Source organism: Ottowia flava (genome assembly GCF_008017535.1).
Lineage (GTDB): Bacteria > Pseudomonadota > Gammaproteobacteria > Burkholderiales > Burkholderiaceae_C > Ottowia > Ottowia flava.
Genome location: NZ_VRUA01000018.1, coordinates 21,890 through 43,081 on the forward strand (window position 1 = coordinate 21,890; position 21,192 = coordinate 43,081).

The window sequence follows — 21,192 nt, forward strand, 5'->3', positions numbered from 1 at the left end:
GCCGCCACCCCATACTCCCTATACGCTGGCAGCTCCTGAAAAATGAGCGAATCTGATGGGTGCAGAAGCACGCCGCCGCTCAACCCGGCTCGTTGACGCCGATCTGGTACAGGCCCCAGGGGCAGAGGGCGAAGCGTTCGGCCAGCGGCTTGGCAGCCAGGTCGGGCACGCGGTCGGCGTCGACCACGGCCCACAGCGGTCCGAGGCCACCGATCGCCAACGGCTGGCCGTCGAGGTGGGTGGCGACGATCATGCCCAGGCGCTGTGCCTCGGCCAGCGTCAGCGAGGGCGCATAGCCGTCGATGCCCCGCAGCAGGAGCGCGGTGTCGGGCGCGGTGGGGGCGCCGGCGGCGCCCAGCACGTCGCTGAGCAATGGCCCGCGCAGACGGTGCGGCTGGGCGTCATATTCAACCGTGGGCCGAATCTGGCGCGCGGGCAGGCGGTGCAGCGCGGCCAGGTCGAAGCTGCGTGCGCGGTCGAACTTCAGCTGGAACTTGGCCATCAGCTGGTCCAGCGCCGGGGTCAACGGGCAGCGGTTCGGCCGGCCGACCTGGCCACTGACGGTGAGCACGACCGGGCTGGTCGGCGCGGCGCCACCAGTGGTTGGCGCCGCAACGACGTCGGCCCCGAAGGCTAGGGCACCGCTGGCCAGGGCGCTTTGAAGAAAGAGTCGTTTGCTGGGCATGTCGGTCGGCACGGGGTGGGTGGCAGATGCCGACGCGCGCTGCGGTCGGCCGGTGGAAGAGCGCCTTACACGGCAGGCGCGTGCCGAATCGTGCACCGGCCGCGAGCGCCGTGCAAGCCGACCATAAACCCCACGGAGCGGCTGGCAACGCGGCTTTGTCTGAATTGCCATGGCGCGCGCCTCTTTCGCACATGGAACGCCATTTCTTCACTCTTGTCTGTCGCCCGTTTGGGCGACATGATTTCTTGCCGCGGATGTCGCAAGATAGCGGGTGTGATCGAACCCATTCCACCCCCACCCCAACCGGACCAATTGCGCGTCGCCATCGTCGAAGACGACCTGGCCTGCCGCATCGCGCTGGTCGACGCCATCAATGCCACGCCGGACATGCGCCTGTCGTGGGCAGTGGCCACGCGCGACGAAGCGCTGGCCGAGCTAGAGCGGGCGGGCGGCGCGCCGGCCGACGTGCTGCTGGTCGATTTGGGCCTGCCGGACGGATCGGGTCTGGACGTCATAAGCGCCGCGCGCCGGCTCTGGCCCGACGCAGCGGCGATGGTCAGCACGATCTTTGGCGACGAGGACCACGTGCTGCGCGCCATTCAGGCCGGCGCGATGGGCTACCTGCTCAAGGACGTGAACGCGGCCCAGGTGCTGGAGGAAATCCGCCTGGTCGCCGCGGGCGGCAGCCCGATCAGCCCGATGGTGGCGCGCAAGCTGCTGCTGCGACACGCAACGCCGCTGACGGCCGCGCCATCGCCCACCGCCGCGCGGAATTCGGAAGGCGCCGACGACACCGCCCTGTCGACGCGCGAAGTGGAGGTGCTGCGCCTGGTCTCGCGCGGCCACACACTGGAAGAGGTGGCGCGCGCGCTGTCGCTGTCGCGCCACACGGTACGCACCTTCGTGCGGCGCCTGTACGCCAAGCTGCAGGTCAACACACGCGCGCAGGCGGTGCGTGAGGGCGAGCGGCAAGGGCTGCTGTAAGAAAGCACGCGTGACGAGCGCGCACCCCGCACCCCAACGAGCGTCGCCCTGGTGGTTGGCACGACTGGCGCTGGTCGCCCTGGCGCTGCTGGGCCTGATCGCCTGCGCGAGTGAGCCGGTCGGCCCGGCGCCTGCTCACCTGACCCAGGCCGAGATCTGGCCATCGCCCTCCACCGCCTGGGCTCCGCCCGACCGGCTAAGCGACGCGGACGACGCAGTGCTGGGCGCGGCCACGCCTTGGCAGGAGGTGAAATTGCCGCACGCCCGCCCGCGCGGACTGGCACGCAGCGGCGACGCTTCGCTGGAGCCGCCGGACGTGCTCTGGTACCGCATGACGCTGCCGGCCGCCGCGCTGACGCCCACGCCGCAGGGCTCGCGCCTGTACATCCCGCGCTGGCACACGCTGGGCACAGTAGCGATCTACGTGGACGGGGTCGTGGCGTGGCAGGCGCGCGGCAGCCGGGTGTGGAACGGCTTCAACATCCCGGTGTGGATTGATCTGGCGGGCAGGTATCCGCCTGGTACCAGCCCGGTGGTGCATGTGCGCATGGCCAGTGAGCGGGGCATCGGCGGTGCGCTGTCCACGGTCTGGGCGGGCAATGCCGAAGCGCTGACACCCGGTTGGCGCATGCGCCACCTGCTGCAGCGCTACCTGATGGCGGTGGCCCGCGGCGCTTACCTGGTGCTGGGCGTCGGTGCGCTCGTGGTATGGCTGATGCTGGGCCGGCGGCGGGCCGATGCCATGTACCTGCTGTTCTTTCTGATGTCGGTCTGCCACATGCTGGGCACGCTGCAGTACCTGGTGGGCGACGAAACAACCGGCGTCGCGGACGAATGGTTCTCGTGGCTGACGCTGGCGGGCACTTTGGGGTCCACGCTGTGCTCGTTCTACTTTCTGTCGCGCATCCAGCGTCGCCCGCGCCCGCGCCTGGGCTGGGCACTGGCGGCGTACGTGAGCGTGATCTGCCTGGTCGCGCTGCCGATATGGGGCCTCAGCCAGGAAGGCATCTTTCCGCTGGTGCGCATGGGGTTGATCCCGCCGTCGATGCTGGTGCTGTTCGTGGCGGTGCAGGGCGCGTGGCGCCAGCGCGACTGGCCGAGCATGCTGCTGGCCATCTGGATCGTGCTGTCCTTCCCGATCGGCTTTCACGACCTGGGGATGCAGCGCTACGAAAACCTTGAGCACATCTACCTCTCGCCCTACGTGTACCTCGGCCTTTTCACGATGTTCCTGTGGATCGCGATGACCCGCTACCACACCGCGCTGAACGTGGCCGAGCGCGCCAACACCACGCTGATCGACCGCCTGGCCGAGCAGGAAGAGATCCTGGCCGAAACCCACGCGCGCCTGCGCAGCGTGGAGCGCGAGCAGACCTTGCTGCAGGAGCGCCAGCGCCTGATGCGCGACATGCACGACGGCGTGGGTTCGTCCCTGATGAGCGCGCTGCGCGTGGTCGAACACGGCGATACCGACCGGGTTGACCTGGCGCAGGTGCTCAAGGAATGCATTGACGATCTGAAGATCTCGATCGATTCACTGGAGCCCGTGGACGCCGATCTGCTGACCCTGCTGGCCAACCTGCGCTTTCGCATGGGTCCGCGGCTGGAAGGCGCCGGCCTGGCGCTGGACTGGCAGGTGAACGAGCTGCCCCTGCTGCCTTGGCTGGATTCGGCCAGCGCGCTGCACATTCTGCGCATCATTCAGGAGGTGCTGACCAACGTGATCAAACACAGCGGCGCCACGCGCATCACCGTCGCCACCGCCGAAGCGGAGGACGCCGGCACGCCGGGCGTGGAAGTGGCGATCACCGACAACGGCCGCCCCTTCCAGCCGCCCTCACCTGCCGAGACGCCGCCCGCGCGGCGCGGCCTGTCCAACGTGCGCAGCCGCGCGCACGCGCTGGGCGCGCACATCGACTGGGTGCACACGCCCGAGGGCGGCACACGCTTTCGCATGTGGTTGCCGCTGGTGCACGGCTGACGCGGCGCTCTGGGTGCGCAGGTATTCGCTACCTTTTTGCTAGCTGTCTGCGCAAGTGGCTGTAGGGCCAGCGTCCGATTTCTTCTAAATATCGGGCTTCACCGCCGGCAGCGCCCGCAAACGCGGCAGCGCCGCCAGCGCGTTGGCCGTGGTCGTCGCCAGCCAGTCGGCCAGCGGCACACCGCGCAGCTCGGCGATGCCTTGCGCGATGCGCGGCAGCTCGCCCGGCTCGTTACGGCCCTGGGCCTGACCGGCGGCGCGCGCCTCGGCCGTGGCGTACAGCCAGTGCGGCGGGATGTCGGGCGCGTCGGTTTCCATGACGATGGCTTCGGGCGGCAGCTCGGCCGCCAGCGCGCGCAGGCGCGTGGCGCGCTCGTAGGTGCTGGCGCCGCCAAAGCCGAGCTTGAAGCCCATGCCGACCAGGATGTCCGCCTGCTGCCGGCTGCCGTTGAAGGCGTGGGCGATGCCGCCGGGCACTTCGATCTCGCGCAGGCCCTTCAGGATCTGGTCGACCGAGCGGCGCACGTGCAGGATCACCGGCAAGCCGTGCTTTCGCGCCAGGCGCAGCTGTGCGCGGTAGAAGGCGTCCTGCCGTTCGCGCAGCGGCCCCTGCGTCAGCTCCGGCACGAAGTAGTCCAGGCCGATCTCGCCCACCGCGACCAGGTGCGGGTCGCCGGCATGGTCGGTCAAGGCCTGGTCGAGCTGGTCGATGGCGTCGTCGGGCGCCCGCGCCACGTACAGCGGGTGGGTGCCCAGCGCGTAGGCGTCGCCCAGGCGCTGCGCCAGGGCCCGCGCGCCGTCAAACGCCGACACTTCCACCGCCGGAATGACGCACAGGCCCACGCCTTCGCGCGCGGCGCGGGCACGCACCGCGTCGACGTCCGTGGCGAATTCGGGTGCGTCGAGGTGGCAATGGGTGTCGATCCAGCCGGACATGGCCCCATCATGCCCGAGCCATGTCGAAGGGTTTTACGGGCGCGCAATGGGCGCAAGCGTGCTACTGTGTGGCTGTCCACGTTTCCCGAAGTCAGGGTGTGCCCATGCGTCGACCTGCGCTCTACAGCCGCTCCCCCACCCGTCCGGCCGCCGATGAAGCGGCCAGTCAGCCAGTGGCCGACGCAGCCGGTGCAGCGCCCGGACCAGCGCCGCAGGTCAGTGACGCCCCTGCGCTTGCCGCGCCGACCCGCCGCGCCCGCCTCATCCGTGCGCTGGCCCATCCGTCGCTGCTGTGGGCGGCCATCGCGCTGCTGGGCGCGGCGTTGCTGTGGCAGGTCATGCCCTGGGGCAAGACCGCGCCGCGCAAGCTGACGCAGGACGACATCAACGCCGCCGTGATGCACACCTTGACCCACAAGGTGCTGCCTTCGCAGGCCGCGCGCGCGGCCGCTTCGGTGGGTCCGTCCCTGGTGCGCGTTGAGGGCATGCTGCCCGGCCGCAAGGACCGCAAGGGCCATACCGAGATGGGCCGGGGCATCGGCACCGGCGTGGTCATCATCGACAACGGCACGATCCTGACCAACCTGCACGTGGTGCAGGGCGCAGAGAACATCACCGTCACCTTCGCCGACGGGCTGGAAAGCCCGGCCGGCATCGTCAACATCCAGCCCGAGAACGATCTGGCCGTGCTGCGCGCGCAGAAGCTGCCGGACGACCTGCAGGCCGCGACCATGCGTTCCACGTCCGATCTGGTGCCGGGCGACGAGGTGGTGGCGATCGGCTTTCCGTTCGGCATCGGGCCGTCGGTGTCGGCGGGCGTGGTGTCGGGCCTGAAGCGCGCCTTCCGCTCGCCCGAAGGCGGCCAGCAGATGAGCAACCTGATCCAGTTCGACGCCGCAGCGAACCCCGGCAATTCCGGTGGCCCGCTGGTCACCATGGATGGCCAGGTCGTCGGCATCGTGACCGCCATCCTCAATCCCACGTCGGCGCGGACGTTTCTGGGGATCGGTTTTGCCGTGCCCATTGAAAACGCGGCCGCGGCCGCGGGCCAACCGCCTTTTTAAAAATGCACCCCTCTGAGTCGCTGCGCGCCTTTTCCCCTCTCCTGCGGGAGGGAAGACAACGCCGACGCCCGGCACAGGTCCGGACGTGGCGTTTGCTGGGCGGTGCGCACATGCAAGCGCAGGGTTTGGATTGGACGACGGAAGCATCGCTCACCTCTCTATTCACTCCTTTTTTCGGAGCTGCCTGCGCATGACCAGCAACGATGACAGCCGCTTTTCTCTCAACCCCGGCACGGCCGAGCTGATGGAGCAGATCCTCTACGAAGTCAAGCGCGTGGTGGTCGGGCAAGACCGGTTCCTTGAACGCGTGATGGTCGCGCTGCTGGCGGGCGGGCACCTGCTGGTCGAAGGCGTGCCGGGCCTAGCCAAGACGCTGACGGTGAAAACGCTGGCGCAGGTGCTGCAGGGGCAGTTCCGGCGTGTGCAGTTCACGCCCGATCTGGTGCCGGCCGACCTGGTGGGCACGCGCATCTACAACCAGAAGACGGGCGACTTCAGCACCGCGCTCGGCCCGGTGTTCACCCACCTGCTGCTGGCCGACGAAATCAACCGCGCGCCGGCCAAGGTGCAAAGTGCGTTGCTGGAAGTGATGCAGGAGCGCCAGGTGACCATTGCCGGGCAGACGCATTTCGTGCCCGAACCCTTCCTGGTGATGGCCACACAGAACCCGATCGAGACCGAAGGCACCTACCCGCTGCCCGAGGCGCAGGTCGACCGCTTCATGATGAAGGTGCTGGTCGATTACCCCACGGACGAAGAGGAGTTTGTCATCGCCCAGCGCGTGACCGGCCCGCGCATCGACGTGGGCGCGGTGGCCAGCATGGACCAGTTGGCCAGCCTGCAGCGCCAGTGCGAGCAGGTGTATGTCGACCCGTCGCTGGTGCAGTACGCGGTGAAGTTGGTGTCTGCCACGCGCTCCCCGGCCAGCATCGGTCTGAAGGAGCTGGCACCGTTGCTCAGCTACGGCGCCAGCCCGCGCGCCACGATCGGCCTGATCCAGGGTGCGAAGGCGCTCGCCATGATGCGCGGACGCACCTACGCCCTGCCCGAAGACATGAGCGACCTGGTGCCCGACGTGCTGCGCCATCGCCTGGTGCTGTCGTACGAGGCGTTGTCCGAAGGCCTGTCGGCCGACCACGCCGTGCTGCGCATCATGGCCAAGGTGCCGCCACCGCCCAAACCGCTGGCGCACGAGAAGATGGCGGCGTGAACAGGAAGCTCCCCCTGTGGCGCCTGCGGCGCCTTCCCCCTCTCCGATGGGAGGGGGACAAGGCCAGTGGCCGGCGCAGGTCCGGCCACGGCCTTTGCTGGCGGGGGTTGCGCGCCTCACGGCCGTCCTGTGGGTGCCCAGGCGCGGGGGAGCGCTGACCATGGCCTGGTTCCGCCGCCATCCTCCAGCCCCGGCGCCACACGCGGTGCCTAACCCGTCGCGCGAGGGCGCCGTCGCCGCGCCGGTGCACGGTCAGGCCGAGCGCGTGCTGCGGCGGCTGGAATGGACGGTGCTCAAGCGGCTGGACGGCCTGCTGATGGGCGACTACCGCACGCTGATGCGCGGCGCGGGCTTGGACCTGGCCGACCTGCGCGAGTACCAGTTGCACGACGACGTGCGCCACATCGACTGGAACGTGACGGCGCGCATGCAGTCGCCCCACGTGCGCGTCTTCACGGAAGACCGCGAGATGGCGGCGTGGTTCTTGCTGGATTTGAGCCCTTCGGTCGATTTCGGCTCTGGCCAGCAGCGCAAGCGCCATGTGTCGGCCGAGTTCGTGGCGGTGCTGGCGCGCCTGTTCACGCGCCGGGGCAACCGGGTCGGCGCGCTGCTGTACGGCGCGGGCGTGGACCGCCTGCTGCCCGCACGCAGCGGGCGCCAGCACGTGCTGCACCTGCTGCACAGCATCCAGAACCGCCCTGCCACCGCCGAGGGCGCCGGGTCCACGCGCCTGGCCGATTTGCTGCTGGCGGGGGCCAACAGCATCCGGCGTCGCTCGACCGTGTTCGTGGTGTCCGATTTCATCAGCGAACCCGGCTGGGAAAAGCCGCTGGCGCAGCTGGCGCTGCGGCACGAGGTGGTCGCCGTGCGCCTGACCGACCCGCTGGAGCTGGCGCTGCCCGACCTGGGTCTCATCACCCTGCGCGACGCTGAAACCGGCGAAGCCATGCTGGTGGACACGCACGACCCGGCCTTCCGACGCCGCTTTGCCGCCATCGCCGCCGAGCGCGAGGACGCGCTGCGCGCCGCACTGGCGCAGGCGGGCGTCGACACGCTCGAGCTGTCCACCGAAGACGACCTGACCAACGCCGTGATGCGCTTTGCCGAACTGCGCCGCCAGCGCACCCGATCATCGGCCGGGGGCGGCCTGCCGCAGCACCTGCACACGGCGCGGCGAACGCGCGACAATGCGGCCACGAGGCATTGACCCATGAAGTTGACGTGGCCCGCCCAACTCACCTGGCCTGCCGGTCTGCCGCAGCCCAACTTCCTGTGGCCGCAATTTCTGTGGCTGCTGCTGTTGCTGCCGCTGCTGGTGCTGCTGTATGTGTGGCTGCAGCGGCGTAAGAAGAAGCTGGCGGTGCGATACGCCAGCCTGGCCATCGTCAAGGAAGCCGCCGGGCGCCCGGGCTGGCGCCGCCATGTGCCGCCCTTGCTGATGCTGGCCGCGCTCACCGCGCTGATCCTCGCCAGCGCGCGGCCCGTGGCCGTGGTGGCCCTGCCCTCCAACCAGCAGACCATCATCCTGGCCATGGACGTGTCCGGCAGCATGCGCGCCACCGACGTGGAGCCCAACCGTCTGGTCGCTGCACAAAACGCCGCGAAGGCGTTTCTGAAAGACCTGCCGCGCGACGTGAAGGTGGGCGTGGTCGCCTTCGCGGGCTCGGCCCAGGTGGCCCAGTTGCCCACGCTGAACCGCGACGACCTGGTCACCGCCATCGACCGCTTTCAGCTGCAGCGCGCCACGGCCACGGGCAACGCCATCGTCATCTCGCTGGCCACGCTGTTCCCCAACGCGGGGATCGAGCTGCAGCAGCTCAGCTTCGACCGCGCACGCGCGATGGGCCGCTCGCTCGACCAGGCACCGCCCACAGCCAAGGAATTCATCCCGGTGCCGCCCGGCTCCTTCACGTCCGCCGCGATCATCATGCTGACCGACGGACAGCGCACCACCGGCGTCGACCCCGTCGAAGCCGCCAAGATGGCGGCGGACCGCGGCGTGAAGGTCTACACGGTGGGCATCGGCACGGTGGACGGAGAAACCATCGGCTTTGAAGGCTGGTCGATGCGTGTGCGGCTGGACGAGGAAACGCTCAAGGCCATCGCCCAGAAAACCGCCGCCGAGTACTACTACGCGGGCACGGCGCAGGACCTGCAGAAGGTCTACCAGAACCTGTCGAGCCGGCTGACGCTCGAGAAGAAGGAAACCGAGGTTTCGGCGCTGTTCGCCCTGGCGGGCGCTTTGCTGGCGCTGCTGGCGGGCGGGCTGTCGATGTGGTGGTTCAACCGGGTGCTGTGAAGCGGCGATGGCCGCGTACCCGGCGGTGTGTGGCACCGTGGGTGGTTTGACGTCTTATCTGGCTTCAGCCCTACAACCACCTGCGCAGACAGCTATCAACTTCGCAGCGACTGAATCGACCAGCGCGAGCACAGCGCCCGTCACCGCCGCTCAGCCGCGCGCTACTTCGCCCGCTCCCACACCAGCTGCATCTGATCGCGCGGCGGCAGCGGCGCGGGGCAGCGACGGTCGCCCTTGCCGGTGATGCCGCCCGAAGGCGCGCACTGGGCATAGCCCGCGGCGTCGTGCAAGGTGTTCATGCGGTCGCAGCAGCCTTCAACCACGTAGAAGGCGCGCTTGCCCTCGTAGTTCAGCGTGTAGATCTGCTGCGGCTGCAGGCGCAGCGCCGACTGCGTGCGCTTGTGCAGCAAGGGCGGCAGCGGCACGGGGACCAGGATGGGCGCAGGCTGGGCCACGGGCGGCGGCGCTGGCGCCAGGATGACCGGTGCGGGCGGCGCGGGCGCGGGCGAGGCGGGTGGTGCGCTGGGCGGCTTGGACGGGCCGGTCGTGCATGCCGCCAGTGTCAGCGCGAACAACAGCGCGATAGCGGTGTGGAAAGTTGGGCGTGGTGCCATCTGGGCTTCCTTGATAGGGACCGGGTGAGTCACCCGGCGGTGCTGACGGCGCAGCCTTGCGGCTTGAACACGCGCTCGGTCGACGCCGGAAAGCGCGCCAGTTTGTCCGCCGGGCGGCGCGGGCGCGCCACCAGCTCGCCGCCGCAGTTGGGACAACGGCCGTTCAGCCGGCTTCCCGCGCAGTCGGCGCAGAACGTGCATTCAAACGAGCAGATGCGCGCGTCGGCCGATTCGGGCGGCAGGTCGCGGTTGCAGCATTCGCAGTTGGGGCGCAGTTGAAGCATGGGTGTCCTCGCGGGCAGGTCACGGGGGCCGTCAGGCGGTCCTGGCATTGTCACCAAGTTTCACCGCAGCGTGGTCACCTCGGTGCAGCGACCGGCGGGCGGCGCCTAAGCCTCGGCGGCCAGCCGCCCGCGCTCCAGCCGCAGGGTGCGGCCGCAGCGCGCGGCCAGGGCTTCATCGTGGGTGACCAGCACAAAGGCGGTGCCGTGGCTGCGCGCGAGGTGCAGGATCAGCTCGAACACGCTGTCGGCGGTGCTGCGGTCGAGGTTGCCCGTGGGCTCGTCGGCCAGCACGCAGGCCGGTTGGGTGACCAGGGCGCGCGCGATGGCGACGCGCTGGCGCTCGCCGCCCGACAGCTCGGCCGGGCGGTGGTGGATGCGGTCCTTCAGGCCGACCTGGCTCAGCATGCGTTCGGCCGTGCGCGCGGCTTCGTCGCGCGGGCCGCGGCGGATCCACAGCGGCATGGCGACGTTGTCGAGCGCACTGAATTCCGGCAGCAGGTGGTGGAACTGGTAGACAAAGCCCAGGTGCTGGTTGCGCAACCGGCCCTGCGCGGCGGCCGACAAGGTGCTGAAGTCCTGCCCCATCAGCCGCACGCTGCCGGTGGTCGGGCTGTCCAGCCCGCCCAACAGATGCAGCAAGGTGCTTTTGCCCGAACCCGACTGACCGACGATGGCCAGGGTTTCGCCCGCGTTCACCTGCAGGTCCAGCCCGTGCAGCACGGTTACGTCCAGCGGACCCTCGTGAAAGCGCTTGGTCAGGCCTTTGGCGTCCAACACGGCTCCACCCCTAGAACCATCTGCGCGAGCAGCTGCAGAATGCATAGCAATTTCAAAAGGGCTACTCATAACGCAGTGCCTCGGCGGGGTTCACCCGGCTGGCGCGCCAGCTCGGGTACAGCGTGGCGACGAAGGACAGCAGCAGCGAGATGATGGCGATCGGCACGATGTCGCCGGCCTGCGGGTCGCTGGGCATCTTGTTGATCAGATAGACCTCTTTGGGCAGGAAGCTGGCGTGGAACAGCTTTTCCAGCGCGGGCACGATCACGTCGATGTTGAAGGCGATCAACAGGCCCAGCGCCAGCCCGCCCAGCGTGCCGATCACGCCGACCAGCGCGCCCTGCACCACGAAGATCTTCATGATGCTGCCCGGGCTGGCGCCCAGCGTGCGCAGGATGGCGATGTCGGCGCGCTTGTCCTGCACCGTCATCACCAGCGTGCTGACCAGGTTAAAGGCCGCCACCGCCACGATCAGCGTGAGGATGATGAACATCATGCGTTTTTCCAGCTGCACGGCGGCGAACCAGGTGCGGTTCTGGCGCGTCCAGTCCAGCAGCAGCAGGTGCCCGCTCAGGCTGCCGGCCAGCTGTTGGGCCACCTCGCGCGCCTGGTTCAGATCGCGCAGCTTGATGCGGATGCCGGTCGGCCCTTCCAGGCGGAAGATGCGCGCCGCATCTTGAACGTGCAGCATGGCCAGGGCCGAGTCGTATTCGTAGTGCCCGCTGCTGAAGGTGCCGACCACCGTCATCTGCTTGAGGCGCGGCACCACCCCGGCTGGCGTGACCTGGCCGCTGGGCGCAATCAGCGTGACCTGATCGCCCGTCATCACGCCCAGCTTGCGCGCCAGATCGCTGCCCAGCAGGATGCCGAACTGCCCCGGCACCAATGCTTTAAGCGCCGTGTCCTTCAGCTGCGCGGCCACGTCGGTCACGGCGGGCTCCAGCGCCGGGTCGATGCCGCGCACGATCGCGCCCTGCATGTTTTCACCGCGCGCCAGCAGGCCCTGCGCACCGATGAAGGGGGCGGCGCCCACCACCTCGGAGTTGGCGCGCACCTCGTTCAGCGTGCGCTGCGGGTCGGGCAGCGCGCCGCCGTCGGGCGAAAACACTTCGACGTGCGAAATCACGCTCAGCATGCGGCCGGTGACGTCCTTGCGAAAGCCGTTCATCACGCTCAGCACGACGATCAGCGCGGCCACGCCCAGCGCAATGCCCAGCATGGACGCGGCAGAGATGAAGGAGATGAAACCGTTGCGCCGGGTGGCGCGACCGGCGCGGGTGTAGCGCCAGCCAAGGCGCATTTCGTAGGGCAGGCCTGAGGATGAAGACATCAGGGGCGCAGTGGATTCGACAGCTGCCCCTCGGGGCGAAGCACGCATTGTGGCATCTTGGACAATACGCTCGTGATGTCTGCTTACTCACCCGACTCCCAGGCGGCACCCGCCCCGCTGCGGCATCTGCTGATCGCCGATGCGGCGCCGCTGCCCCAGCTTGCGGACGCCGACGCGCCGCCCCTGCCACCGCTGCCCAACCTGGACGCGCTGCTGGCGCGCCTGCGCCCGACCCACACCCTGACCTGCGACGAAGGCAGCCCGGAAACGCCGCACGCCCTGGCGGTCGCCCGCGCCAACGGCCTGCCCGGCGAGCCCGGCCGCCTGCCCTGGGCCGCGTTTGAAAGCGGCACGGTGGGCACGCCCTGCGCCTGGTTGCGCCCGGCCCACCTGCAGATGGGCATGGACGACGTGCAGCTGATCGGGCTGGACCAGCTGGAGCTGAGCGCCGAAGAATCCGAGCAGTTGATGGCCGCGGTCGCGCCGCTGCTGACCGACGACGGCCTGACGCTGCGCCACGCCTTCCCCGGCGCCTGGCTGGCCCAAGGCGAACTGCTGCGCCACCTGTTCGCCCCCGCCCCCGAACGCGCCGCCGGCCGCCTGCTGACCCGCACCGAACTGGCGCGCGCCGACGACCCGGCGCAGCAACGCCAGCTGGCCCGGCTGCTGAGCGAGCTTGAAATGGTGCTGGCCACCCACCCCGTCAGCCAGGTGCGCGAAGCGGCACGGCGCTGGCCGATCAACGCCGTCTGGGTGCACGGCGCGGGCGCGCTGGACGCGCCGCTGCCACCCGCGCCCGGCGTGCGCGTGGCACCGCAGCTGTCGCAAGGCGCTGCCGCGCAGGACCCCGCCACCCAAGCCGCCGCCTGGCAGGCGATCGACCGGGGCGAGGCGGCCGAGCTGCTGGCCTCGCTGCGCGCCGGGGTGCCGGTGCAGCTGACGCTGAGCGGGCCCGAACGCGCCGTGACGCTCGCCCCGTCCGGCAGCGGCCTCTGGTCCAGAGTTTCAAGCCTTTTCGGCCGCCCGACCTTGATGGAATTGCGCAAGCAGCTATGAAAATTGAAGTACGTGAAGTACCGCCACGCGCCGCCTGGGCGCTGGAGCAGGCGGGCGTGCACCCGCTGCTGGCGCGCCTGTTCGCCGCGCGCGGCGTGAGCACGCAGGACGATCTGGACGAGGGCCTGGCGCGCCTGCTGCCGCCCACCGGCCTGAAGGGCGCACACGAAGCCGCCGTGCTGCTGGCCGACGCCATCGCCGCGGGCGAGCGCATCTGCATCGTGGCCGACTACGACTGCGACGGCGCCACCGCCTGCGCCGTGGGCCTGCGCGGGCTGGCGCTGCTGGGCGCTGACAACGTCGGCTATCTGGTGCCCGACCGCGTGGTGGATGGCTACGGCCTCACGCCGCCGATCGCCGAGCGCGTGGCCGCCACCGGCGCGCAGGTGCTGGTCACCGTCGACAACGGCATCGCCAGCGTGGCCGGCGTGGCGCGCGCGCAGGCGCTGGGCCTGAAAGTGCTGGTGACCGACCACCACCTGCCGGGCGAAGAACTGCCCAGCGCCGACGTCATCGTCAACCCCAACCAGCCGGGTTGCGGTTTCGACAGCAAGTCGCTGGCCGGTGTGGGCGTGATGTTCTACGTGCTCATGGCGCTGCGGGCCGAGCTGCGGGCGCGGGGCGTATGGCCAGACGGTCAGCAACCGAAGCTTGATACCTTGCTGCCCCTGGTCGCCCTGGGCACCGTCGCCGACGTCGTGCGGCTGGACGCCAACAACCGCCGCCTGGTCGCGCAAGGGCTGAAGCGCATCCGCGGCGGGCAGCTGCCGGCGGGCATGAATGCTCTGTTTTCGGTAGCTGGCCGCGCTTATCCCAAGGCCACCACCTTCGATTTTGGCTTTGCACTGGGCCCGCGCATCAACGCCGCCGGGCGCCTGGCCGACATGACGCTGGGCATCGAGCTGCTGCGCACCGACGACGCCGCGCGCGCTGACGAACTGGCGCGCCAGCTGGACGCCATCAACCGCGAACGCCGCGAGATCGAAGGCGGCATGCGCGACCAGGCGATGGAGATCGCCGAAGGCCTGTTCGACGACAGCGAAGCACCGCCGTCCGCCCTGGCGGTCTACGACCCGGACTTCCACGAAGGCGTCGTCGGCATCGTGGCCGCGCGCCTGAAGGACAAGCTGCACCGCCCGACCTTCGTGTTCGCCGCCAGTGCCGCGCCGGGGCACGAGCATGAACTGAAGGGCTCGGGCCGCTCGATCGCCGGCTTTCATCTGCGCGACGCGCTGGACCTGGTGGCCAAGCGCCACCCCGGCGTGCTGCTGAAGTTTGGCGGCCATGCCATGGCGGCCGGCTGCACCATCGCCGAAGAGCACTTCGACACCTTCGATCAGGCCCTGCAGCAGGTCGCCGCCGAATGGCTGGACGAAGCGACGCTGACGCGCCGCATCGAAACCGATGGGCCACTGCCGCCCGAATACCGCCGCGCCGACGTGGTGGATACGCTGCACCAGGCCGTCTGGGGCCAGGGCTTTGCGCCGCCGGTGTTCAGCGAGGAAGTCGAGATCATTAGCCAACGCCTTGTGGGCGAGCGCCACCTGGCGCTGAAGCTGCGCCACCAGGGCCAGCCCGTCGACGGCATCTGGTTTGGTCACACCGAGCCGCTGCCACCGCGCGCGCACCTAGCCTTTCGGCTGGAGACGGATGAATGGCAGGGCGTGCGGCGGGTGAGGCTGCTGGTGGAAGGCGCCGCGGGCTGAACCGCTGCCCCGGCGGCGCGACGCCGCTTATCGCGACAGCGCATATGCATAGAGCGCAAGCATCTATGTTGCAGTGCGACAATAGCTGTTTCCCCCTGGATGAACCCGCCCGCCGCCGCGCGGGCATGCAACGACCATGGCCGCTTTCGACGAAGAAGAAGTCCTCACCGTCCACCACTGGACCGACCGCCTGTTCTCGTTCACGACGACACGCAGCACCAGCCTGCGCTTTTCGAACGGCCACTTCACCATGATCGGCCTGCGGGTGGACGGCAAGCCGCTGCTGCGGGCGTACTCCATTGCCAGCGCCAACTACGAAGAAACGCTGGAATTCCTCAGCATCAAGGTGCCCGATGGCCCGCTGACCAGCCGCCTGCAGAGCATCCAGCCGGGCGACAAGGTGATCGTGGGCCACAAGCCGACGGGCACACTGCTGATCGACTACCTGCTGCCAGGCAAGCGCCTGTACATGTTCGGCACCGGCACGGGTCTGGCGCCTTTCATGAGCATCATCCGCGACCCGGACACCTACGAGAAATTCGAGGAAGTGATCCTGGTGCACGGCTGCCGCCTGGTGAGCGAGCTGGCCTACCGCGACTACATCACGCAGGAATTGCCCGAGCACGAATTCCTGGGCGAGATGGTCAGGCAGCAGCTGAAGTACTACCCCACGGTGACGCGCCAGCAGTTTCCGACGCAGGGCCGCATTCCCGACCTGATCGAAAACGGCCAGATGGCGCGCGACCTCGGTCTGCCGGAACTGAACCCGACGACCGACCGCGTCATGCTGTGCGGCAGCCCGCAGATGCTCAAGTCGATCAAGGAAGTGCTGGAAAAGCGCGGCTTCAACGAAGGCAACACCACGACGCCGGGCGACTATGTGGTCGAACGCGCCTTCGTCGACCAGTAAGCCGGGCGCTGGTGCGTGCAGCCTGTTTTTTAAGAGAAACGGTTTGTAGCCTTACAGCCACTTGCGCCGCAAGCTACTCAAACCATAGCAAAATTCAGCGCTTCGGCGCTGGCGGCTGCACCAGATCCATGCGGCGCTTGACGCGCTCGGCCTCCTGGAGGTCGCCGCGCGCCTCGGCCAGACGCGCCTGCACCCCCAGCCAAGCCAGCAATGGACGGCGCCAGCCCTGCGCCGATGCGGTGTCGACCGCCGCGGCCACCACGTCGGGCGTGGCCTGGCTGCGGCGCATCAGCACGCCGGCGGCAATCAAGCGGCCGAACGGGTCGTCCTCAGGCGGAAGCGCGGCTGTATTCGCGCCGGCCACCCCGCGGTGCTGTTCGGGCAGCAGCGCGACCTGTGCGGCGCTGAGCGGCTGGCCGTCCAGGTAGGCGGCGTAGGCCAGTTCCGGCGCAGCCGCGTCGGCACGCAGCGGCTCGAAGCCGGAGCAAGGGTCGAAGTCCAGGCTGGCCACGTGCGCGGCGCAGCGGTTCAACTCGATGCGCGCCACCAGCTCCGGCCGACCCGTGCGCGCGGTCTCGCTGCGCGCCAGCTCGAATTCACGCGCCTCGACGCGCGCGTCGCCCTTCAGATAGGCTTCGGTGAAGCGTTCGACATGGCCGATGGAGTTGACCTTCCAGTCAGGCACTTTCGGGCCGCTGGCGCAGGCTGCAACTGCGCAGGCAGCTGCGATAACCATAGCAATCGACCACCGCGTCGGCGGTACCAGCGAAGCGGCATTGCGGCTCATGGCAGCTTCACCTCCTTGTCCTTGGGCGCAAACGGCCATTTGCGGTTCAGGTCGGTGATCAGCGCGTCGATCTTGCGCAGGCTGGCTTCGACATCGCTGCGCAAGTCGCCCAGGTTGTCGGTGGCCTCCCGCGCGTTGCCGGCCACGCCCTGCACTTCCTTGAGCACCGCGTCGACCTTGACCACGGTCTGGCGCGCGTCCTGCAGCAGCTTGTTCAATTCGCGCACGGCGACCTGCGCGTCGGTGACCAGCCCGTCCTTGCCCAGCACCTGCTGGTCGGCCTTGCGCACCACGCCATCGACGCGAACGGCCACGCCGTCGAGGTTCTTGACCAGCTGGTTGGTGCGCGACAGCAGCTCGGCGACCTGCTTCGCGTCGGCCTCGTTGCCGGTCATGGCAGCAACCAGTCCGCCCTTGTTGCTGTTCAGGCGCTGGGTGAAGGTGCGCAACTCGTTGAGCGAGCCGTACAGCGCCGATTCGGCCGAGGTGAGCTGGTTGACGTTCTGCAGCACATCGCGCGCATCGGCCACCATCTTGGGGATTTCGGCCGACACGTCGCCGCGCAGCACCACGCGCTCGGCGTCCACGGGCAGGGGCGGGTCGTCCAGGATGCCGGTAAAGGCGCGCAGCCGCGCCGCACCGACGATGCCTTTTTCGAGCGTGTAGACACTGGAAACGCGCAACCAGTGCGCCGACTTGACCGGCACTTCCACGTGGATGCGTACCTGGCCCTGGTCGGCCAGCTCTATCCGGCTGACGCGCCCGACCGGGAAGCCCGAGAACGTCATGTCCATGCCGACGACCACGCCCTCCGAATCGTCGGTGGTCAGGTACAGCTTCTGGGTGGCCTCGAACGCGCCGCGCACCCAGAGCAGGTAGAACACCGAGCCGGCCACCAGCAGCACCATCAAAAGCAGCAGCAGGCCAGCGCGCACTTCCAGCCGGCGCACCGACCAGCGGCTGGCCGGCGGCACCGGGGCGGCGTGGGCCAGTTCCTCAGCGGCGGCGGACAGGCGCGGCGCCTTCGGCTCAGGCAGGCTGGGCGGATTGGCGGGCTCGTCCGGTGGCGGGGGTCGGGGGGTATCGATCATCGCGCGCTCAATAGTAGTTGCCCACGAGCGAGGCGATCTCGATCACCAGCATCAGCACGAACATCTGCACCAGGCCCTGCAGCTCCACGCTGGTGCGGGACGGGCGGCGCGGCATGTCGCGCAGGGCGTTGGCGACCGGCAGCAGAGACACGGCCACGGCGAAAGCCAGCGTCTTCATCGTAAAGATCATCGACACCACCGGGTTGAAGATGTTGCCCACCGCGTGGTTGTAGGAAGCCACGCCTGCGCTGGTGAAGCCATGCACCGCCACGTAGGCCAGCAGCAGCGACAGCAGGCAGCTGAGCAGCGCCAGCAGCAGCACCGCGAAGATGCCCGCCAGCACGCGCGGCAGCACTTCGCGGCTGAGCGGGTCGATGCCCCGCGTGCGCATGGCCTCCAGCTCGCCGCTGCGGCGCAGCTTGTACAGCTCGGAGCCGCCGGGAATGGTGTATTCGACGGCCACGAACAGCGCGGCGATCAGCGGGATCAGCTCGAGAATCAGCACGCGCACCACGGCATCCAGCGCGTACTGCGTGAGGCCGTAGGCAAACGCCGTGACGACCAGAATGCGGATCAGCACCACGTTGAACAGCGCCATCAGCGTGGTGAAACCGGGCAAACCCGGTCCGGCTGCGTAGTAAAGCTGGCGCATCACCACGCCGCGCGACTCGCGCCGGTAGCTGGACGGCGAAAACGCCAGCACCGCCAGTTGCGCGCCGATGAACACCACGATCCACCAGCCCAGCACCCAGCGCAACAGCCCGCGCCCGAGGCCCATCAGCCAGTCGTACAGCGAGAAGCCGGAGGTCATGGGCGGGCATGATACCCGTGAGGGCGTGAGGCAACGCGTGCCGACCGCGGCCAGACAACCGCTGTCCTGTGCCCAGAAAGCCACGCGTTCGCGAGCCTTTGTCCCCCGAACCTGTGAACTTTTCACTCCATCTGTGCGCGATCGCTCCTACGCGCAATTAGTGGTTACAACCAACTGCATTTCTACCGAAGCTGAGCTATATTGCGTTGCAACAAATTGCCTTGCGTTTTCTCAATTGCCCATGCTCTATCAAATCTACGAAGCGCAACGCTCGCTGCTCGAGCCGTTCGCGGGAATGGCGGAAGCCGCCTCCAAGCTGTTCGGCAACTCGCACTCCATGGTCGGCCAGACGCCTCTGGCCCAGCGCATATCGGCAGCCTATTCGCTGTTTTACCGGCTGGCCAAGGACTACGAAAAGCCCGAGTTCGGCATTCGCAAGGTTCCGGTCGATGGTGTGGAAGTCGCCATTGACGAGCGCGTCGAGATCGACAAGCCGTTCTGCGAACTGCGCCGCTTCAAGCGCTTTTCGGACGATCCGCCGACGCTGGAAAAGCTCAAGGGCCAGCCGCCCGTGCTGGTGGTGGCGCCCTTGTCGGGCCACTACGCCACGCTGCTGCGCGACACCGTGCGCACCATGCTGGAAGGCCACAAGGTCTACATCACCGACTGGAAGAACGCCTGCATGGTGCCGATGTCCGAAGGGGAATTCCACCTGGACGACTACGTGAACTACGTGCAGGAATTCATCCGCCACCTGCAGAGCAAATACGGCAACTGCCATGTGATCAGCGTGTGCCAACCCACGGTACCGGTGCTGGCCGCCGTATCGCTGATGGCCTCGCGCGGCGAAAAAACCCCGATCACGATGACCATGATGGGCGGCCCGATCGACGCGCGCAAGTCGCCCACCGCGGTGAACGATCTGGCCGTACAGCGCAGCTTCGAATGGTTCGAGAACAACGTGATCTACCGCGTGCCGCCGAACTACCCCGGCGCCGGCCGCCGCGTTTACCCGGGCTTCCTGCAGCACGCGGGCTTCATCGCGATGAACCCCGACCGCCACACCAGCAGCCACTACGACTACTTCCGCGACCTGATCAAGGGCGACCAGTCGAGCGCCGAGACGCACCGCAAGTTCTACGATGAGTACAACGCCGTGCTCGACATGGACGCCGACTATTACCTGGAGACCATCAAGACGGTGTTTCAGGACTTCAACCTTGTGCACGGCACCTGGGACGTTCGCTCCCCTGCGGGTGAGGTCGAACGCGTGCGCCCGCAGGACATCACGACGACCGCCCTGCTGACGGTCGAAGGCGAACTGGACGACATCTCCGGCGCTGGCCAGACGCGCGCGGCGCACAACCTGTGCAAGAAGATCGAGCGCCGCGAGGGTGATCACCTCGAGGTCAAGGGCGCAGGCCACTACGGCATCTTCAGCGGCCGGCGCTGGCGCACCGTGGTCTACCCACAGATCAAGGCTTTCATCGCCGACTTCCACGCCCGCGCTGCCGCCGAAGAAGACATTGCCACGCCCGAGCGGGTCGCTGCGCAGCGCGCAGTGGTGGCCGAGCGCGAATCGGATGACCGCCACTTGCACGTCGATCCGGTGGAAGGACCGCCGGAAGCCGAATCGGCAGATGCGCTGGTGCTGGCAGCTCCGTTGCTGGCACCGGTGGTGGTCGACATCGACCTGGTGCCCCCCGCGCCTCGCGCGGCGCGTCCCCGCCGCGCCGCGCCGAAGGCCACGGTGACCGCCAACGCCACCCGCCAGTTGGCACGCGCGACCCGCGATACCCGCGCCGCACGCCCCGCCGCCAAGGTGGAGGCCAAGGCCGCCCCCAAGCCTGCCGCCAAGCGCAGTCGCACTACCGCCCGCTGACAGCGGCGCTTGGGTGAACGCCTGCCCGGTGCGCACCCAAGCCGAACATGACAATCAACGCCCGCTCAAGCGGGCGTTGCCTTTGCCTCGCGCGTACCGATGACTTCCGCACCCGATGACATGCCCGCGTTGGCAAAGCGCGTACTGGCCGTGCTGCCGCAAACGCAATGCACGCGCTGCGGCTACCCGGATTGCGCGGCCTACGCCGAGGCCATCGCTTCGGGCGGCGCGGGCATCAACCAATGCCCGCCTGGCGGCGCCGAAGGCGTGCGGCGCCTAGCCGAAATCACCGGGCAGCCAGAACGCCCGATCGACCCGGCATGCGGCGCCGAAGGGCCGCGACACGTCGCCTGGATCGACGAGGCCTGGTGTATCGGTTGCACGCTGTGCATCAAGGCCTGCCCGGTCGATTGCATCGTTGGCGGCAACAAGCGCATGCACACGGTCATCGAGGCGCAATGCACCGGCTGCGAGTTGTGCCTGCCGGTCTGCCCCGTGGATTGCATCGCGCTGGAGAACGTCACTGGCGAGCGTACCGGCTGGCAGGCCTGGCGCCAGGACCAGGCCGACGACGCACGCCGTCGCTATGAAATGACGAGCAGCCGCCGCTTGCGCAGTGAGCGTGAGCAGTCAGAAAGACTTGAAGCCAAGGCCAAGGACAAGCTGGCCCGTCTGCCCGAACTGGTCAAGGGTACCCCTGCCGAACTCGACCGCAAGCGCGCCACCATCGAAGCCGCGCTCGCTCGGGCGCGGGCCAAGCGGCCGCCTGCAGGCTGACGGCGACC

20 protein-coding genes are annotated in these 21,192 nt (G+C 68.6%); 11 read left to right on the forward strand and 9 right to left on the reverse strand.

All coding sequences use genetic code 11. The annotated features are described in order from the left end of the window. Window positions 1-79: 79 nt before the first annotated feature. Entirely contained in the window at window positions 80-685 is a 606-nt protein-coding gene (locus FVQ98_RS15620) for a putative pterin-binding protein (protein WP_147914380.1), read from the reverse strand. A 276-nt stretch (window positions 686-961) separates the two neighbouring features. On the opposite strand from FVQ98_RS15620, the gene FVQ98_RS15625 reads away from it, so the two are divergent. Together FVQ98_RS15625 and FVQ98_RS15630 are read left to right on the forward strand one after the other, a co-directional pair. After that, window positions 962-1,669, forward strand: a complete 708-nt coding sequence (locus FVQ98_RS15625; protein WP_370512971.1) for a response regulator — start codon at window positions 962-964, stop codon at window positions 1,667-1,669. A 10-nt stretch (window positions 1,670-1,679) separates the two neighbouring features. After that, on the forward strand, window positions 1,680-3,650 hold the full coding sequence (locus FVQ98_RS15630; protein ID WP_255507816.1) for a sensor histidine kinase: 1,971 nt from the start codon (window positions 1,680-1,682) through the stop codon (window positions 3,648-3,650). A gap of 84 nt (window positions 3,651-3,734) precedes the next feature. On the opposite strand, the gene FVQ98_RS15635 is transcribed toward FVQ98_RS15630, so the two are convergent. Continuing rightward, window positions 3,735-4,586, reverse strand: a complete 852-nt coding sequence (locus FVQ98_RS15635; protein ID WP_147914382.1) for a TatD family hydrolase — start codon at window positions 4,584-4,586, stop codon at window positions 3,735-3,737. A gap of 104 nt (window positions 4,587-4,690) precedes the next feature. On the opposite strand from FVQ98_RS15635, the gene FVQ98_RS15640 reads away from it, so the two are divergent. The 4 genes from FVQ98_RS15640 to FVQ98_RS15655 all read left to right on the forward strand — a co-directional run bounded on the left by FVQ98_RS15640 (window position 4,691) and on the right by FVQ98_RS15655 (window position 9,159). Continuing rightward, window positions 4,691-5,650, forward strand: coding sequence for a S1C family serine protease (locus FVQ98_RS15640; protein WP_147914383.1), 960 nt, complete (start codon window positions 4,691-4,693; stop codon window positions 5,648-5,650). Window positions 5,651-5,840: 190 nt separating this feature from the next. After that, window positions 5,841-6,860 carry an AAA family ATPase gene (locus FVQ98_RS15645; RefSeq protein ID WP_147914384.1) on the forward strand — a complete coding sequence of 340 codons (1,020 nt, stop codon included), beginning with the start codon at window positions 5,841-5,843 and terminating at the stop codon, window positions 6,858-6,860. Between the two features lie 160 nt (window positions 6,861-7,020). Continuing rightward, window positions 7,021-8,067 (forward strand): DUF58 domain-containing protein, encoded by a 1,047-nt coding sequence (locus tag FVQ98_RS15650; RefSeq protein WP_147914385.1) that lies wholly within the window; start codon window positions 7,021-7,023, stop codon window positions 8,065-8,067. A gap of 3 nt (window positions 8,068-8,070) precedes the next feature. Further along, a complete protein-coding gene (locus FVQ98_RS15655; protein WP_147914386.1) occupies window positions 8,071-9,159 on the forward strand; it encodes a VWA domain-containing protein in 1,089 nt (362 codons plus the stop codon). Between the two features lie 161 nt (window positions 9,160-9,320). On the opposite strand, the gene FVQ98_RS19745 is transcribed toward FVQ98_RS15655, so the two are convergent. From FVQ98_RS19745 to FVQ98_RS15680, 4 genes are all read right to left on the reverse strand, one after another. Beyond that, entirely contained in the window at window positions 9,321-9,773 is a 453-nt protein-coding gene (locus FVQ98_RS19745; RefSeq protein WP_187265761.1) for a DUF6970 domain-containing protein, read from the reverse strand. A 29-nt stretch (window positions 9,774-9,802) separates the two neighbouring features. Next, on the reverse strand, window positions 9,803-10,057 hold the full coding sequence (locus tag FVQ98_RS15670; RefSeq protein ID WP_147914389.1) for a DUF1272 domain-containing protein: 255 nt from the start codon (window positions 10,055-10,057) through the stop codon (window positions 9,803-9,805). Between the two features lie 105 nt (window positions 10,058-10,162). Beyond that, on the reverse strand, window positions 10,163-10,879 hold the full coding sequence (gene lolD, locus FVQ98_RS15675; RefSeq protein WP_147914390.1) for a lipoprotein-releasing ABC transporter ATP-binding protein LolD: 717 nt from the start codon (window positions 10,877-10,879) through the stop codon (window positions 10,163-10,165). 16 nt (window positions 10,880-10,895) lie between these two features. Then, window positions 10,896-12,164, reverse strand: a complete 1,269-nt coding sequence (locus tag FVQ98_RS15680; protein ID WP_147914391.1) for a lipoprotein-releasing ABC transporter permease subunit — start codon at window positions 12,162-12,164, stop codon at window positions 10,896-10,898. A gap of 72 nt (window positions 12,165-12,236) precedes the next feature. Between FVQ98_RS15680 and FVQ98_RS15685 the strand changes: the two genes are divergently transcribed. The 3 genes from FVQ98_RS15685 (at window position 12,237) to FVQ98_RS15695 (ending at window position 15,836) form a co-directional block, all read left to right on the forward strand. After that, window positions 12,237-13,220, forward strand: a complete 984-nt coding sequence (locus FVQ98_RS15685) for a hypothetical protein (RefSeq protein ID WP_187265762.1) — start codon at window positions 12,237-12,239, stop codon at window positions 13,218-13,220. After that, complete coding sequence (gene recJ, locus FVQ98_RS15690; RefSeq protein WP_147914393.1) at window positions 13,217-14,926, forward strand: single-stranded-DNA-specific exonuclease RecJ; 1,710 nt, start codon at window positions 13,217-13,219, stop codon at window positions 14,924-14,926. Before FVQ98_RS15685 ends, recJ begins: the two co-directional genes overlap by 4 nt. Before the next feature lie 136 nt (window positions 14,927-15,062). Beyond that, window positions 15,063-15,836 (forward strand): ferredoxin--NADP reductase, encoded by a 774-nt coding sequence (locus FVQ98_RS15695; RefSeq protein ID WP_147914394.1) that lies wholly within the window; start codon window positions 15,063-15,065, stop codon window positions 15,834-15,836. Between the two features lie 94 nt (window positions 15,837-15,930). Here the strand turns inward: FVQ98_RS15695 and FVQ98_RS15700 are convergent, their stop codons facing one another. The 3 genes from FVQ98_RS15700 to FVQ98_RS15710 are packed head-to-tail and all read right to left on the reverse strand — an operon-like array spanning window position 15,931 to window position 18,525. Further along, entirely contained in the window at window positions 15,931-16,623 is a 693-nt protein-coding gene (locus FVQ98_RS15700; protein ID WP_255507817.1) for a hypothetical protein, read from the reverse strand. Further along, on the reverse strand, window positions 16,620-17,714 hold the full coding sequence (locus FVQ98_RS15705; RefSeq protein ID WP_147914395.1) for an MlaD family protein: 1,095 nt from the start codon (window positions 17,712-17,714) through the stop codon (window positions 16,620-16,622). The genes FVQ98_RS15700 and FVQ98_RS15705 overlap by 4 nt, the downstream gene beginning before the upstream one ends. Before the next feature lie 7 nt (window positions 17,715-17,721). Continuing rightward, on the reverse strand, window positions 17,722-18,525 hold the full coding sequence (locus tag FVQ98_RS15710) for an MlaE family ABC transporter permease (RefSeq protein ID WP_147914396.1): 804 nt from the start codon (window positions 18,523-18,525) through the stop codon (window positions 17,722-17,724). 241 nt (window positions 18,526-18,766) lie between these two features. On the opposite strand from FVQ98_RS15710, the gene FVQ98_RS15715 reads away from it, so the two are divergent. Beyond that, entirely contained in the window at window positions 18,767-20,407 is a 1,641-nt protein-coding gene (locus tag FVQ98_RS15715; protein WP_147914397.1) for a polyhydroxyalkanoate depolymerase, read from the forward strand. A 120-nt stretch (window positions 20,408-20,527) separates the two neighbouring features. Further along, window positions 20,528-21,184, forward strand: a complete 657-nt coding sequence (gene rsxB / locus FVQ98_RS15720) for an electron transport complex subunit RsxB (protein WP_147914398.1) — start codon at window positions 20,528-20,530, stop codon at window positions 21,182-21,184. The last annotated feature ends 8 nt before the right edge of the window (window positions 21,185-21,192 follow it).